Origin of the sequence: Streptomyces sp. NBC_00726 (assembly GCF_045161735.1) — a bacterium.
Taxonomy (GTDB): Bacteria; Actinomycetota; Actinomycetes; order Streptomycetales; family Streptomycetaceae; genus Streptomyces.
In genome coordinates this window covers 3715558-3729102 of the sequence record NZ_CP108983.1, presented here as the reverse complement: position 1 = coordinate 3729102, position 13545 = coordinate 3715558, and the positions used below count along the sequence as shown (strand labels likewise).

Genomic DNA, 13545 nt, shown 5'->3' with positions numbered 1-13545 from the left:
GGACAAGCTTGACGTGCGCGTCAGGCGTGCCCGCGAGCTCGTGCTCCAGCCAACCAGGGATGCGTTCGATGTCTCATAACGCTCATCCAACATGGCGGTGTGTACCAGGGGTTGTCGAATATAACACTGGTTCCGGCTAGGCGGGAGCGCGTACAGCAGCTCGCGGCTCAGGGGCTGGCCTTCGCCCCGCGAGCCGGGCAAGAAGCCTGGTGTTCGGGCTCTCCTTGATCCACTGGATGGCGCACGTACGCGGTGCTGACGAACCCGCGCAATGGATTGACCAGGCAGTCCGAGCGCAAGGGCGCGGCAGACTCTTTAGCTACGAAGGGGGAGGGATGTACGCCATGGAGGAGCTGCGGGGCGGCTACCGGGTTTGTTTCTGGGTGGTGTTGGGGGTGTGCGGGGCTGATCTGGTGTGTATGGCCTCGACCTGGCTGCCCGGTGCGTACACCGTGCCGGAACGGGTCGTGACGGGGTTGTTCCTCTCGGTGTTCCTGGTCTTTCCCTTCGCGATCATCTGCGCCTTCATCAGCGGGGCCTCGGCCCAGCTGATGGGCTCCCGCAATGCCGGCCGGGCCGCCAGGTACGTCCGGCTGCTGCCACCCGCCCTCAAGCTCACCTACGCGGGCGTCATCTGCCTGGTCGCGCTCGGGTTCGCGACCGGTGCCGGTACGGCCGAGGACGCGAAAGCGGATGCGTCGGGCTACTACTACACCTACCGGGACAAGACCGCGTACCCGCAGCACAGCGTCAGGGTGGAGCTCACCGAGGCCGCGTACTACGAGGCGCTGAAGGGGGAGCTCCGGATCTCCAGCGCCGGCTCGGCCGTTTTCCACGCGTTCGGCAGCTTCCTCGTGCTCGCCTCCGCGTCGGCGACCGCGGGCCGCGCCCGGATCGCTCCGGAGTTCCCGTGACACGGCGGGGCGCGGCCGCCGCACCCCTCACCCCGACGGCTTCGCCCGTACGTGCATCCGCTCGCCCTGCGGCCCGAACAGGCTGAGGAATTCGACCGGGTCCGGCCCCGCCGCCCCCCACCAGTGCGGCGTATGGGTGTCGAACTCGGCCGCCTCGCCCGCCGTCAGGACCAGGTCGTGGTCGCCCAGGACCAGCCGCAGCCGGCCGGAGAGGACGTACAGCCACTCGTAGCCCTCGTGGACCCGTTGCTCGACCGGGCCGGACGGGCCCGCCGCACCCGGCATGACCTGCTTGTACGCGTTGACGCCGCCCAGATGCCGGGTGAGCGGGACGAAGGTCATCCCGTGGCGCTTGAAGGGGCGGAAGGTGACGCGGGGGTCGCCCGTGTCCGGCGCGCCGACGAGTTCGTCCAGCTGGACGCCGTATGCCTTCGCCAGGGGCAACAGCAGCTCCAGCGTCGGTTTGCGGCCGCCCGACTCCAGGCGGGAGAGCGTGCTGAGCGAGATGCCGGTCGTCTCGCTCAGCTGCGTCAGCGTCGTCCCGCGCTCGGTGCGCAGCGCGCGCAGGCGGGGGCCGACGCCCGTCAGGACGGCGGCCAGGTCCTCGTCACCCATCGGGTCTGCCATGGTTCCATTTGCCGACCCGGCAAGGCACCTTGTCAACCGGTGGCGCCCGGGGAGCCCGCTTCCGCCGGACCGATCATCGCCATCGACAGCCGTGTGAACTCGCTGGTCAGCCACGTCGGCGGCACCTGCCGGGGCCGCCGCCCATGGTGGGCGAGCAGCTCGTCCACGGACCGGGTCAGCACCTTCACCACGACCGCGAGGTCCCCGTCCACCCCGTGCCCCCGCGTCCGGGCCCGCTCGGACTCCGCCGTCAGGAACTCCACCCACACCGAGCGCCACATCGTGAGGTGCTCCTCCATCGCCCGGCTCACGCCCAGCACCTCCACGAAGGCCACCCGGGCCGCGTGCGGGTCCCGCGTCACGGCCCGGACATACGCGTCGAAGAGCCTGCGGACCCGCTCCTCGGTCGGGCAGGTCTCCATGCCCTCCGCCGCCAGCTCCGCCTGCGCGGCCTGCATCCCGGCCATCGCGACCTCGTCGTACAGATCGGTGAGCAGCGCCTCGCGCGAGGCGAACTCGCGGTGGAAGTCCCGCACCTCCACCTGCGCCTCCGCGCAGAGATCCTCGACGGACGTGTGCGCGTAGCCGTACACCGCGAACAACGTCCGCCCGGCCGCCATGAGTTGCGCACGCACCCGCGCGGGGTCGCGCACCGCTCGTACGCCGTCCCAAAGCTCCACCACGGTATCCACCACGGGTCCTCCTCAGTCCGAACCGGCCCCCGAACCACCACTGTCCCCGCCCCGCCGCATCCACGGCAAAGACCGCCACACCGCGAACGGACGTGCGCCTCACGTCGCTGCGGCGTCCACGGCCAGGATCGTCGCGACCCGTTCCCGCCAGGGCTGCGGGCGCGGTGGGTACTTCGCGAAGTGGGCCTCCTCGGCCGCCTGCTGGGCGCAGGGGCCGCACAAGGTCTCGTCCGCCCTGGGCCGGAAGACATGCTCCGGCCCCTCCCCCTCGCACGTCACGTGCGGCCTGACCGTCGCCACCGGTGCCACGGGGGCGGGTGCCTCCGGCAGCTTGTGTACGAGGCGGTGGCGTACGAAGCCGTAGGCCGACCGCACTCCTTCCGCCGGGAGGGAGTTCACCAGCGCCTGCCGCAGCTCCGACGCCCGCACGCCCCGCCGCAGCCAGTCCGCCGCCATCTCGGACAGGCTGCGCGCCTCGCGTACGCCGAGGTGCAGTTGCGGGTTCGCGTGCCGCAGCGAGAGCAACACGCGTTCCGCCTGGACGACTTCCGGGTCGGCCTCCGCGACCGGCTCCGGCGCCGCCTCTGCCGCAGGCGCTTCGGTGGGTGGGTGGGGGGTGTTCTTCTCCCGTTCTTCTTCAACCTCTGGTTGGGGAGTGCCGACCGTCCGAGTGCCCGCCTGACCGCCCGCCGGTGACCGATCAGCCGGTTTGGCCTGCGCCTTCGCGCCCCTGAGCCCCCGCGCCTCCTCGTCCGTGAGCGGCACGTTGGAGAACACCTGATCCGTCATCCACAGCCCGCCCTGGCCCTGCCACCGCCACTCATGGACGTAACCGGCCTCCTTCAGCTGGGACTTGGCCCGCTGATAAGCCCGCCCCTTGATCCCGATCCTCTTCGCGTGATCGCTCAGCGCCTCGCTCGCGCAGGACTCGGGCAAACCCTGCACATACATGATCAGAACCTTTGCATCACTGCTCAGATTCGAATGACGTACGACATCGTGCGCGGCCTTCACATAGGCGCGGGAGGGCGAGATAGCATGCCAAAGCATCTTCGGTGGACCTCGTGAATCCATCAGGGGTGAAGGCCCTCGGACCCGGGTGTTGCGACCACCCCCCGAGGGTCGCTCCGTGCGCAATGCGCACGGAGCGTAACGACGCGATCACCGTACAGCAGAAATTCCGTCCGTCACCACCCTGATTACCAGCTCGAACAGAAGTGCTGTATCCACGAACGGATCGTCGGCGGTCGGCCGCGAACGCCAGTCCAGCGGGTACGTCGGCCCGCGCAGCGCGGGCACTCCGATGAAGTCCGAACCCTTCCGCACGAGCGCGTCCACGCCCGCCGGCCAGCGGTACGCACTCGCCGTGCCGGGCTCGACCAGGAAGTACATGCTCCGCATCCCGATCCACGAGCGGATGATCGGCCCCGCCTGAAAGTCCGTGAACTGCATGATCTCGTACGAGACTTGCTCGCCCAGCACGCCGGAGATCCGGACGGCGTCGAAGTGGATGCCCGCGTGCCGCAGGGCGTGACCGCTGACGGGAATCCAGTTGGGCACCAGGGCAGGTGAATTTTTCTGTTCCATACGTTAAGCGTCGGCGCCCGCACTTAACGTGACCAGGGACACAGGCCGTCTGTGCACTCTTGTGAACTTGGAGGTGGGGCTGTGCACTCCAGTCATACCGGCGACGGTAACGCCGCGATGTTCGGGGCGCTGTTACGGCACTACCGCGAGCTGGCCGGGCTCTCACAGGAGGCGTTGGGGTTCAAGATCGGCTTCTCCAAGTCACAGGTGGCGATGGTGGAGCGGGGGCAAAGGCCGCCGAGAGGGGACTTCGTCCCGAAGGCGGATGCGGCGACGGGGGCGAACGGGGCACTGATCGCTGAGGCGCTGAAGCTGAAGTTCAGCCACTTGGCTTCCTGGTTCGCACCGGTCGCCGAGGAGGAAGCCAAGTGCGTCGCGCGGTACCAGTACGAGTCCAGCGTCATGCCCGGGCTCCTACAGACCGAGGCCCACGCGCGTGCGCTGTACCGGGGGGCGTATCCGCCGCTTGAGGACGACGAGATCGAGAAGCTGGTCGCCGGACGTCTAGCCCGGCAGAACTTGCTGACCCGCAAACCGCCGTCGGACATCAGCTTCGTCGTTGAGATAAGCGCGCTCACACGCCCGATCGGCGGGCGGGACGTGCACCGGGCGCAGCTCCAGCACCTTCTCGACATCAGTGAGCTGCGCAACGTGCACATCCAGGTAATGCCGCCCATGAGCGAAACGCACGTCAGCCTCAGCGGCCCCTTCGTCCTACTGGAGACCGAGGACCGGCGCCGACTGGCGTACTTGGAAGTGCAGGGTCGGAACTTCCTTATCAGTGAAGAGCCCCAACTAGGGAGCCTGTTCGCCACGTATGGGATGCTGCGCTCCCAGGCTCACGGGCTGGGTGAGTCACGCGAGTTGATCAAGCAGATGGTGAAGGACTATGAGTACTGACTTGAAGTGGTTCAAGAGCAGCTACAGCGGCCAGAACGGCGGCGACTGCGTAGAGGTCGCACTCTCCTGGTCCAAGTCCAGCTACAGCGGCACGAACGGCGGCAACTGCATCGAGGTCGCCACCTGCCCCCACACCGTCCACGTCCGCGACTCCAAGGACATCACCGTCCCGGCGCTCGCTGTCTCCCCCGCCGTCTGGGACACGTTCATCCGCCACACCGTCGCGTAACGCGGCACCCCGAGGGCGGTCAGCAACGAAAACCGCTGGGGCCGGGGGGATCGGGGCTGCGATGATGCCCGGATGGACGCGCCGATCCCTGTCGACCTGGACGCCTGGCCGCGCCGGGAACACTTCGCGCATTACCGACACCGGGTGCCGTGCACGTACTCGATGACGGTGGAGGTGGACGTCACCGCCTTCACGGCCGCGCTGCGGCACTCGCCGCGTAAGTCGTACGTGGCACAGGTTTGGGCGCTGGCCAAGGTGGTGAACGGGCGCGAGGAATTCCGGCTGTGCCTGACGGAGTCGGGGGACCCGGCGGTGTGGCCGGTGGTGCACCCGGCGTTCACGGTGTTCAACGCGGAACGGGAGACGTTCGCGTGCGTGTGGGCCCCCTATGACGCGGACTTCGGCACATTCCACGACGCGGCGGCACCCCTGCTGGCGGCGCACGCGGGGGCAACGTCCTTCTTCCCCCAGGGCCCGCCCCCACCGAACACCTTCGACGTGTCGAGCCTGCCCTGGCGCGCCTTCACCGGTTTCAACCTGAACATCGACGGGAACTGGGACCACCTGGCCCCGATCTTCACCCTGGGCCGATACGTGTCGCGCGACGACCGCGTCCTCCTCCCCCTGGCGGTGCAGATACACCACGCGGCAGCGGACGGCTTCCACACGGCACGCCTGATAAACGACCTGGAGACGCTGCTGGCGGAGCCGGACTGGCTGTAGGGCGCGGCAGCACTGCGACGACCTCGTTCGGGTGAACAAATCCAGCCGCCCGAGCACAGGCGGCCTTGACGCTGCGCAGCCGACGGTCGACGCTCGTGCAACGAGACGCAACCGAGTAGCTGGGGGTCGACGTCATGGCTTTACTGCTCTTCGGCAAGGACCCGAACACCAACGGCGACAACTGCCCGACGGTGTGGGTGGACGATGTGTCGGCCGATCTGGTGGTGCAGGGCTGGAAGGCCGACGAGGGGACCGAAGCGGAATGTCTGGTGGTCGGGCACATTCCCGACTCCGAAGCGGTGATCCGTATCCCAGCGCGCATGGTGCCGCTGATCAGGAAGGCGTGCGATGAGGCCGAGCAGCGTTCCGCCGTTCAGTGAGCTGATCGGGGAGTGCCGTCGTTCGGCCGTTCATCTCGAACTCCGGGACACGTACGAGGGATACGACGACGGCGGACGGTTCGCCGAGTGGAAGCGGGAGGGCGGGATCACGCCCGCCTTCGAGGAGGACTTCCGGGCGTGGACCGGCCTTGTACGCGAGGCCGTGGCCCGTGGCGTCGAGATGCGCCGCGTCCGTGTGGTCTCCGTACCGGTCAGCGAGTACATCCGCTTCGAGTACGAGGCGACACACCTGAACCAGGAGGCCGGCGAACAGGTGCGCTGGCTGCCGCGCACCGAGGCCGCCACCCTGCTCGTACCGGGCGCCGACCTGTGGATCTTCGATGACCGGGCGATCCGATTCGGACACTTCACCGGGGACGGGGCGCTGGTCCGCAACGAGATGTGCCACGACGCGTCGGTGATCGCGCAGTGCAGCGAGTCGTTCGAGACCATCTGGCAGCGCGCGACCCCGCACGAGCTTTTCACGGTCTAGCCTCGCCCGCTCATGCCCCAGTACCAGTCATCCAGTGTCGAAAGCGCCCGCAAGGCTGTCGCGGGGCGGCTCCGTGAAGTGCGGCTGGACTCCGGCCTGAAAGGACATGAGCTGGCCGCACGCTGTGGCTGGCACAAGTCCAAGACGTCGCGGATCGAGAGCGCACGCACGCCGCCGTCCGACGCCGACATCCGCACGTGGTGTGCCGCCTGCGGCGCGGACGCCGAGGCGGACGACATCGTGGCGGCCTCCCGCACGGCCGACTCCATGTACATGGAATGGAAGCGGCTCCAGCGCACTGGGCTGCGTCGCCTGCAAGAGGCGCGCATGCCGCTGTACGAGCGCACCAGGCTGCACCGGGGCTACGCGTCGCACGTCGTGCCCGGCCTCTTCCAGACGCCCGCGTACGCCGCGGCGCTGCTGTCGTCCGTGAGCCGGTTCCACGGAACCCCCGACGACACGGAGGCGGCCGTGGACGCGCGCATGGCGCGCGCCCGTGTGCTGCACCAGGGAAGCCATCGCTTCGCGCTGCTCATCGAGGAGGCGGTCCTGCGGTATCAGGTGGGCGACGCCGAAGCGATGGCGGGCCAGCTGGGCCACCTGCTGTCGGTCATGTCTCTGCCCGCCGTCTCCGTGGGCGTCATCCCGTTCTCCGCACGAAGCCGGAACATGTGGACTCTCGAAACCTTCGACGTCTTCGATGATCAGCGCGTACATGTGGAACTGCTGACGGCTCAGGTCACCCTGACCGCGCCGAGTGAGGTCGGCATGTACGTCAAGGCTTGGACGGACCTGCGCGGGCTGGCCGTCTACGGGGCCGGCGCCCGCTCGCTCGTGGCGGATGCCCTCGCGGCTCTGGGCTGAGACTGGTGTGCAACTCCGTAGAACCTGCTCGGTGACGGGGCTGCGGACGCTCTAGCGTTGTGGCCCATGAAACGGATCGTCGCCCGCGTGTGGAAACTGATGCGCGGCCCGCTGCAATGGCGTGTCCTGTGGTTCGCCCACGCCAAGTTCATGGTCGGCGTCACGGGTGTCGTGCGCAACGAGGCGGGGGAAGTCCTGCTCCTGAAGCACCGCATGTGGCCGGCCGGCCGCCCCTGGGGCCTTCCGACCGGATACGCAGTCAAGGGCGAGGAATTCCCGATGACGGTGGTGCGCGAAGTCCGGGAGGAGACCGGCCTCGTCGTGGTGCCCGGGCGGCTCGTCCAGGTGACCAGCGGCTACAGGCTCCGCGTGGAAATCGCGTACGAAGCTCTGCACGTCGGCGGAACGCTCAAGATCGACAGCTTCGAGATCCTGGAGGCGCAGTGGTTCAGTCCGGACACGCTCCCGGAAGGGTTGCAGGAGTCTCACGTCCAGCTCATCAAGTCGGCGCCCACGCGTTGACGGCACTCGCCCCGAACGAGTCCGTCACGGGGGCGAGGGCCCTGACGTCCCTCGCCGCCATGCGTGCCGACACGTCCGTGCTCAGGGCGAAACACCCCGACCACGTGTTCCACCCGCTCTCGGACATCCTCGACCGATGGGACGCCGAGGGGATCGACACGTCGCCCTTCCACTCGGGTGTGGCGGACGCCGAGCAGCGGTATGCGGGCTTCGGGCTGTCGAGGATGCTGCCGCTCGACCGCGTGCTGGTCGGCTGCGAGTCCTCTCGCCCCGGGGCCTACGGCGGATTCCATCACCCCGACCAGGGCTACCGGCACCTTCAGATGGCCGCCGTCGTCACCATGCAGGGCCCCATGGAGCGGGGGACTCCCGAGCACCCCTCGCTCGCGCTGCTCGACCTGCTGCGCGCGTACGCCCATGACTGCCTCCACTTCGGCTCGCGGCGCCGGTACGTGGACGCGGCCGGGGTGCCCGTCCGCACCCAGTACGGGATCAACTACCGCCGCGTGACGGGTCAGTCGTACTCGGCCGCCGATGCGCGAGGAAGTCGCCACACACGCAACCTCGGGATCGTCATGGAGGGTGCGTGCGACAGGGAGGCCCGCTCCATCGCCCGGAAGGCCGCCGAGTGCTCCGGCATCGCGGCACCCCCGGACGTCCTCGGCTCGCTCGCCTTCCGGGATGTGACGGGAACGCTCACCGAGGACGACCGCCGCCGAGCGGTGACCGTCCCGGACAGCGCCGAGCGGACGCGATACGCCGCGGCGCTCCGGAACTACGAAGCGGGCGTGAACCGCCGGTACGCGCACTTCCTGGGGGAGTTCGCCCCCGGCGAGAAGCACGAGTGTCACGGGCATCTGCTCGCCGCCATCATCAGCGGCGCCACGACGGAGCTCGGCACCTGGCTCGACGACCGCCACGGCCCCGGCACCTTCGCGGGCCTGTTCCGCACACCGGGCTACTTCGAGCCCGACCTGACCGCGTAGGGGAGGGCCCGGACGGCCCGGCCCCTGGGCGTCAGCCCCGCAGCTCCGCCACGTCCTCCTCCGTGAGGACCAGGTCGCGGGCGGCCATGTTCTCCTCCAGGTGGGCGAGGTTTCCGGTGCCGGGGATGGCGAGCATGGCGGGGGACGCGGTCAGGAGCAGGGCCAGCTGGACCTGGGTGGCCGTTGCGCCCAGGCGGGTGGCGACCTTGGTCAGGCGGGTCGTGTCCAGGGGCTCGCGGCCGCCGCCGAGGAGGAAGAACGGGACGTACGCGATGCCCGCGGCCTCGCACTCCGTGAGGAGGGCCAGGTCGTCCGCGTACGGGTTCTGGACGCAGACCACGGGGGCGATGGCGCGGGCCTCCGCGAGCTGGGCGGCGTCGATGTTGCTGACGCCCAGGTGGCGGATCAGGCCCTCCTCGCGGAGGGCGGCCAGGGCGGTGAAGCGTTCGGCGACGGACTCGCCGCCGGGGCCGCTCATGCCGCCCACCCGGAGGTTGACGACGTCGAGCCGGTCGACGCCGAGGGCGGTCAGGTCCGCCTCGACCAGGGCGCGCAGCTGGTCGGGGGTCGCCTGGACGCTCGGGTGGCCGTCGGGGCCGGGCAGGGGGCCGACCTTCGTCGCGATGACCAGGTCGTCGGGGTAGGGGGCGAGCGCCTCCCGGATGAGGGCGTTGGCGCGGACGTCGCCCCGGGCGTAGAACGCGGCGGTGTCGATGTGGTTCACGCCCAGCTCGACGGCCCGGCGGAGCACCGCGATGCCGTTCTCCGGGGTGCGGGTGGGGCCGTCGAACGTGCTCATGGGCAGGCGCATCGCGCCGAAGCCGAGCCGGTTGACGGTGAGATCGCCGCCGAGGGCGAACGTGGTGGTCGTCATGGATTCATGCTCTCCGGGGGGCCGGGCACGGCCCAGCGCGTGGCAGGTTGCTGCCAGCCGTACTGCCAGACTGACGGTATGCGGAACGAACAGATCTTCTCGGTCCACGGCGACGCGGAGCTGCTGACCCGCGCCGGGCACCTCCTCGAATCCGCCCGCACCGAGTTCCTGTGCGCCGCCCGTACGCTGACGACCTGGCCCCGGCCGCAGACCTGGACGACCCCGGGCCCCGGCTTCACGACACGGAAGCTGCTCACCCCGGCGGCCCTGGCGGACGAGGCGACCCGCGAGCACCTGCGGCTGGTGCTGGACGCCGGCGCCCAGGTCCGGATCACCGACGCGGAGCTCCCGCACGAGACGATCATCATCGACCGCCGGGTCATGATCCTCGCGGGCCGCGAGGCGCCCACCGGTCGCGAATACTCGGTCACGACCGCGAAGACCATGATCGACGGCGTGCATTCCCTGCTCGACGCGATGTGGAACCAGTCACCGGACTACGACGCCTACCTCGCCATGGACACCCCGCAGCTGACCCCGGACTCCCGCCGCATCCTGGAAGCCCTGAGCACGGGCCGCACCGACGACTCGGCCGCCCGCCACCTCGGCCTGTCCCTGCGCACCTACCGCCGCCGCGTGGCCGACCTGATGGTCACACTCAAGGCCGCCTCCCGCTTCCAGGCGGGGCTACGGGCGGGGGAACTGCGGACGCACCACTCAGGGGGCGCACCGACCGGCGGGTGACGGCATCAGCCTTGGAGTCACTTCTTCTTACTGAAGGCCAGGGCCTTCACGACTTCCGGCACGTCACGGCTGCCGCAACGGCGAAGCGAAGCGGTGACCGTTCCGGAGCGGTGCTTCTACGCCGTTGCCATTCTCAATGACATGGCACACGTGGGCCGATACGGCAACGGAAACTGAGACCGTAATGCCGAGGGGAGCTGAGCGAATCCGACACGCCGGCCGGCTCGCGGTTATCGGCCTCGCGCCCCGCCGCTCGGACGGAACCCGATCAAACCCCCAAAAATCCCGTCCGAGCACTCTCGCACCGCATAGCGCGCTCCCTCTGTCGGTTGACCGGATAGTGCTGTGACCGCATAGGTTCGCCGGGTTGCTGATCGAGTAGTGGGCAGGGCTGTCCTTCCGCCGCGTGTCAGGATGTCGCCATGCAGGTCTCGGATGCTCTCGTGTCTTTACAGGCATCGGTCTACGCGGAGCGGAGCGCGCTGGCAGACTTCGTCAGATCCAGCGGCCCCGTCAGGGACTGGAGCGCTGCCGTCCGAAAGGGAGCTGCCAGACTTCAGAGGTCCCTCGAAGAGTCAGAGCACACGTTGCAGCAGGCGGTGCGAGGTGCTGCGCGTACAGAAGACCAATTTCGCCAGTTGCGGCACGCTCTGAGGCGGCGGGCAGCAATCCGCCTGGCGAAGAAGAGTTCAGCCCCGGAGGTCTGATCAGGCGGCGAGGGCTGGTCCGCCGCCCCAGCGGATGCCCTTCTCGCTACGGATGCGGGCACGGCCGCGCCGTTGGGCGGCCAGAACGTCGGGCTGGCGGGCGTTCTTGTTCCGCCAGCGCAGATAGGCGTGCAGAGCGCGTGTCTGGACGGTGTGGTTGGGGTGGCTGGAGTTGGCAACGGTGAACTGCCGTAGTGGGCCTCGATCGGGTCAGCGCCTTTGTGGGCGGACAGGTTGTCCAGGATGACGTAGATCGGGCCCCATCGGGCCGGGTGGCACGAATTGACTTCAGCACGGCCAGGGCGTTCACGGCACCCTGGCTGGCAGAGGGTGGTCGCTGCCCGCGTGAACCGTCACCGCGACGTGAGCCACGCGGCAAGTCCGCTTCCCGTGGCCGTGGCAAGGGCCACCACCAGCCATCCGGGAACATGTTGGATGGTCAGATAAAGCCCGCCGCAGCGGAGTTCAAACTTCGGGGGTGCCTGCGTTTCCGGTAGCTCGTCTCTCATCGAGGCTCACCGACGCGAGGTCGAGCAACAGCGCGATACGTCCAACGAACGCGGCTCCACCACACGGTGGCAGCGCACGCGTAAGGCGTACCTGTACCGCAACCCGTGGTGTCTGCTGTTCGGTCGCACGGCCACGGTGGCGGACCACATGGCACAACCGCGAGACTGCGCAACGGCAAACCGGGCGTTCGGGCTGCCGCGAATGCGAAGCCGATTCGGACATAGCTCACGGCTCGACCAGGGGGTATGGCGGACTTTGCTATGCCGGAACCAGCTCAGGCCGAACGGTCTCTCGGGCACGCTGATAAAGGGCTTGGGCGTCATGGTTTCTAATGTGAGGACGGATGAGGTTGAACATGTCCGTCATTCGCTTGTCAATGCGCCCCGAGTTGACCAGAGGGTAATCGTCCAAAGCGAGCCCCCATGTCTGGCACGCGGCTTCGAGGTGACCCACGGCTAGTTGCCGCTCGGCGAGGATCGCCCGTTCCTTGACGCGTGTACGCCGATAAATGCTGTACCGAAGACGGTCCGATTCCTGCATAGCGGCAACAGCGCCGTTCACGTCGCCCATCTCGAACCGCACTTGACTGGTGTGATAATTGAGCGACGCGGGGTCATACGAGCCGAAAACTTTCCCGTGCGACTCCGCCTTCTCCATGGCAATTTCGGCTTCCTGCAAGTACATGAGCGCGGACCGGCGGTCTCTTATCTGCGCGGCTGCATGTGCCTGCTGGCCGGCTAAGAAGGCGCGCATCCGCGGACCAGCCTGCGGGGAGGAAGCCGCCGCAGCATCCGCGAGCCGCATAGCCATCGGCCCTTGGTTCAGGTCCACTGCTTGCACGCTCATTCCCCGGAGCGTGGTGCAGTACGTCAGGTGATCTTCCGATGCTCCTGCAAGCTCCAACGCTTTCAGGTAGTAGCGTTGCGCGAGACCGTGCAACCCCTCGTCAACGGCCATGTATCCGGTGAGGTAGCAGAGATCGGAGGCCGCAGACATCATCGCTTTGCGTACGTCCTCGGGACCGTCCGTCCGCAGGAACGGCGCAACCGTGTTCACCAGGAAGGTCGCGGCAAGGGGGCGGGCTGTCCGGCCCCCGAACTGGTCATCCATCGACGAGAGCTGTTCCGTCATGGCTGTGACCGTTTGTACGTCGGACGCGCCGATGCGGGTCCGGGTACCGTTCTGCGCGGCTTCCATGCGGCCCACAACGTCCGGCCAGCCGGGAACGGTGAGCGCGACGGAGAACAGCCCTGCACCTAGGACGCTTCGGCGTGACGGGTCCATGTCTTGTCTCCCGAGGTCGACCAGCCCTTCCACGGTAGTCGGGTGACTCTTCGGCTCTTCCGAGGGTGCCGGAAATCCCGCCTCGGCGTGCGTAATGGGCCGGAGCAGTCTCCGGGCGAGCGCTTCGAGAATCAGCGGTCGGACGGATCCTTTCGGTAGGTGGCCGCTCAACCACTGGTGCACTGACGACTGTTGGTACTTGAGAGGGGTGCCGCGTTCGGTTCCGATGCGGTTGATCTCTTGGGCGAACTGCCGCAGGGTCCACCCGCTCTCGCGGTACAGCCGCTCAAGTCCGGCGTTCGGCTGCCGTGTCGTCACTGGTCCCCAACTCCCGTGCTCTCACCGCTTAACGCTCTTAACTTCTGCCCTCTTCCCAACGGTACCGCTGTGCGTGGTCGGACGGTTGCCTAGTGCGAGCACGGACCACCGCGGGATGACAGTGCGAGGTGGCCCCCTAATCTCCCGTCCTTGCCGAACGTGGCCGTAGTCGAGGCTCCCCCGTACTCGAT

The 13545-nt window shown here is 68.3% G+C and carries 16 protein-coding genes and 1 pseudogene; 10 read left to right on the top strand and 7 right to left on the bottom strand.

Going from position 1 to position 13545, the window contains the following annotated elements; translation table 11 throughout:
* Positions 1–335 precede the first annotated feature (335 nt).
* Positions 336–914 carry a hypothetical protein gene (locus OG338_RS16745; protein WP_405938085.1) on the top strand — a complete coding sequence of 193 codons (579 nt, stop codon included), beginning with the start codon at positions 336–338 and terminating at the stop codon, positions 912–914.
* A 27-nt stretch (positions 915–941) separates the two neighbouring features.
* Here the strand turns inward: OG338_RS16745 and OG338_RS16740 are convergent, their stop codons facing one another.
* From OG338_RS16740 to OG338_RS16725, 4 genes are all read right to left on the bottom strand, one after another.
* Positions 942–1529, bottom strand: a complete 588-nt coding sequence (locus tag OG338_RS16740) for a helix-turn-helix domain-containing protein (protein WP_405940446.1) — start codon at positions 1527–1529, stop codon at positions 942–944.
* A gap of 44 nt (positions 1530–1573) precedes the next feature.
* Positions 1574–2236, bottom strand: a complete 663-nt coding sequence (locus OG338_RS16735) for a TetR/AcrR family transcriptional regulator (protein ID WP_405938084.1) — start codon at positions 2234–2236, stop codon at positions 1574–1576.
* A gap of 96 nt (positions 2237–2332) precedes the next feature.
* Positions 2333–3184: a hypothetical protein gene (locus OG338_RS16730; protein ID WP_405938083.1), complete on the bottom strand. Its 852-nt coding sequence runs from the start codon at positions 3182–3184 to the stop codon at positions 2333–2335.
* A 210-nt stretch (positions 3185–3394) separates the two neighbouring features.
* Positions 3395–3820: a hypothetical protein gene (locus OG338_RS16725; RefSeq protein ID WP_405938082.1), complete on the bottom strand. Its 426-nt coding sequence runs from the start codon at positions 3818–3820 to the stop codon at positions 3395–3397.
* Positions 3821–3937: 117 nt separating this feature from the next.
* Here OG338_RS16725 and OG338_RS16720 point away from each other — a divergent pair, with 117 nt between their 5' ends.
* From OG338_RS16720 to OG338_RS16685, 8 genes are all read left to right on the top strand, one after another.
* Positions 3938–4720, top strand: a complete 783-nt coding sequence (locus OG338_RS16720) for a helix-turn-helix domain-containing protein (protein ID WP_405940445.1) — start codon at positions 3938–3940, stop codon at positions 4718–4720.
* On the top strand, positions 4710–4949 hold the full coding sequence (locus OG338_RS16715) for a DUF397 domain-containing protein (protein WP_405938081.1): 240 nt from the start codon (positions 4710–4712) through the stop codon (positions 4947–4949). The genes OG338_RS16720 and OG338_RS16715 overlap by 11 nt, the downstream gene beginning before the upstream one ends.
* 72 nt (positions 4950–5021) lie before the next feature.
* Complete coding sequence (gene catA, locus OG338_RS16710; protein WP_405938080.1) at positions 5022–5672, top strand: type A chloramphenicol O-acetyltransferase; 651 nt, start codon at positions 5022–5024, stop codon at positions 5670–5672.
* Between the two features lie 134 nt (positions 5673–5806).
* Positions 5807–6052 (top strand): hypothetical protein, encoded by a 246-nt coding sequence (locus OG338_RS16705; RefSeq protein ID WP_405938079.1) that lies wholly within the window; start codon positions 5807–5809, stop codon positions 6050–6052.
* A complete protein-coding gene (locus OG338_RS16700; protein WP_405938078.1) occupies positions 6021–6545 on the top strand; it encodes a DUF6879 family protein in 525 nt (174 codons plus the stop codon). Before OG338_RS16705 ends, OG338_RS16700 begins: the two co-directional genes overlap by 32 nt.
* 12 nt (positions 6546–6557) lie before the next feature.
* The gene (locus tag OG338_RS16695) at positions 6558–7409 is read left to right on the top strand and encodes a helix-turn-helix domain-containing protein (RefSeq protein ID WP_405938077.1); all 852 of its coding nucleotides are present in this window, start codon (positions 6558–6560) and stop codon (positions 7407–7409) included.
* 66 nt (positions 7410–7475) lie between these two features.
* The gene (locus tag OG338_RS16690; RefSeq protein WP_405938076.1) at positions 7476–7931 is read left to right on the top strand and encodes an NUDIX domain-containing protein; all 456 of its coding nucleotides are present in this window, start codon (positions 7476–7478) and stop codon (positions 7929–7931) included.
* A gap of 59 nt (positions 7932–7990) precedes the next feature.
* Positions 7991–8917: a hypothetical protein gene (locus tag OG338_RS16685; RefSeq protein WP_405938075.1), complete on the top strand. Its 927-nt coding sequence runs from the start codon at positions 7991–7993 to the stop codon at positions 8915–8917.
* A gap of 31 nt (positions 8918–8948) precedes the next feature.
* Here the strand turns inward: OG338_RS16685 and OG338_RS16680 are convergent, their stop codons facing one another.
* A complete protein-coding gene (locus OG338_RS16680; protein WP_405938074.1) occupies positions 8949–9791 on the bottom strand; it encodes an oxidoreductase in 843 nt (280 codons plus the stop codon).
* A 78-nt stretch (positions 9792–9869) separates the two neighbouring features.
* Here OG338_RS16680 and OG338_RS16675 point away from each other — a divergent pair, with 78 nt between their 5' ends.
* The gene (locus OG338_RS16675) at positions 9870–10535 is read left to right on the top strand and encodes a DNA-binding response regulator (RefSeq protein WP_405938073.1); all 666 of its coding nucleotides are present in this window, start codon (positions 9870–9872) and stop codon (positions 10533–10535) included.
* 707 nt (positions 10536–11242) lie between these two features.
* Here the strand turns inward: OG338_RS16675 and OG338_RS16670 are convergent.
* Both OG338_RS16670 and OG338_RS16665 read right to left on the bottom strand, forming a co-directional pair.
* Positions 11243–11561: pseudogene (locus tag OG338_RS16670) on the bottom strand (IS630 family transposase); the annotation flags it as partial.
* A 449-nt stretch (positions 11562–12010) separates the two neighbouring features.
* Complete coding sequence (locus OG338_RS16665) at positions 12011–13354, bottom strand: tetratricopeptide repeat protein (RefSeq protein ID WP_405938072.1); 1344 nt, start codon at positions 13352–13354, stop codon at positions 12011–12013.
* Between the last annotated feature and the right edge of the window lie 191 nt (positions 13355–13545).

Excerpts from the sequence above, each read along its gene's own strand:
- OG338_RS16675 (WP_405938073.1), top strand. The coding sequence starts at position 9,870 with ATGCGGAACGAACAGATCTTCTCGGTCCACGGCGACGCGGAGCTGCTG.
- OG338_RS16705 (WP_405938079.1), top strand. The coding sequence starts at position 5,807 with ATGGCTTTACTGCTCTTCGGCAAGGACCCGAACACCAACGGCGACAAC.
- OG338_RS16725 (WP_405938082.1), bottom strand. The coding sequence starts at position 3,820 with ATGGAACAGAAAAATTCACCTGCCCTGGTGCCCAACTGGATTCCCGTC.
- OG338_RS16700 (WP_405938078.1), top strand. The coding sequence starts at position 6,021 with ATGAGGCCGAGCAGCGTTCCGCCGTTCAGTGAGCTGATCGGGGAGTGC.
- OG338_RS16690 (WP_405938076.1), top strand. The coding sequence starts at position 7,476 with ATGAAACGGATCGTCGCCCGCGTGTGGAAACTGATGCGCGGCCCGCTG.
- OG338_RS16685 (WP_405938075.1), top strand. The coding sequence starts at position 7,991 with ATGCGTGCCGACACGTCCGTGCTCAGGGCGAAACACCCCGACCACGTG.
- OG338_RS16695 (WP_405938077.1), top strand. The coding sequence starts at position 6,558 with ATGCCCCAGTACCAGTCATCCAGTGTCGAAAGCGCCCGCAAGGCTGTC.
- OG338_RS16720 (WP_405940445.1), top strand. The coding sequence starts at position 3,938 with ATGTTCGGGGCGCTGTTACGGCACTACCGCGAGCTGGCCGGGCTCTCA.
- OG338_RS16680 (WP_405938074.1), bottom strand. The coding sequence starts at position 9,791 with ATGACGACCACCACGTTCGCCCTCGGCGGCGATCTCACCGTCAACCGG.
- OG338_RS16715 (WP_405938081.1), top strand. The coding sequence starts at position 4,710 with ATGAGTACTGACTTGAAGTGGTTCAAGAGCAGCTACAGCGGCCAGAAC.
- OG338_RS16730 (WP_405938083.1), bottom strand. The coding sequence starts at position 3,184 with ATGTATGTGCAGGGTTTGCCCGAGTCCTGCGCGAGCGAGGCGCTGAGC.
- catA (WP_405938080.1), top strand. The coding sequence starts at position 5,022 with ATGGACGCGCCGATCCCTGTCGACCTGGACGCCTGGCCGCGCCGGGAA.
- OG338_RS16745 (WP_405938085.1), top strand. The coding sequence starts at position 336 with ATGTACGCCATGGAGGAGCTGCGGGGCGGCTACCGGGTTTGTTTCTGG.
- OG338_RS16740 (WP_405940446.1), bottom strand. The coding sequence starts at position 1,529 with ATGGGTGACGAGGACCTGGCCGCCGTCCTGACGGGCGTCGGCCCCCGC.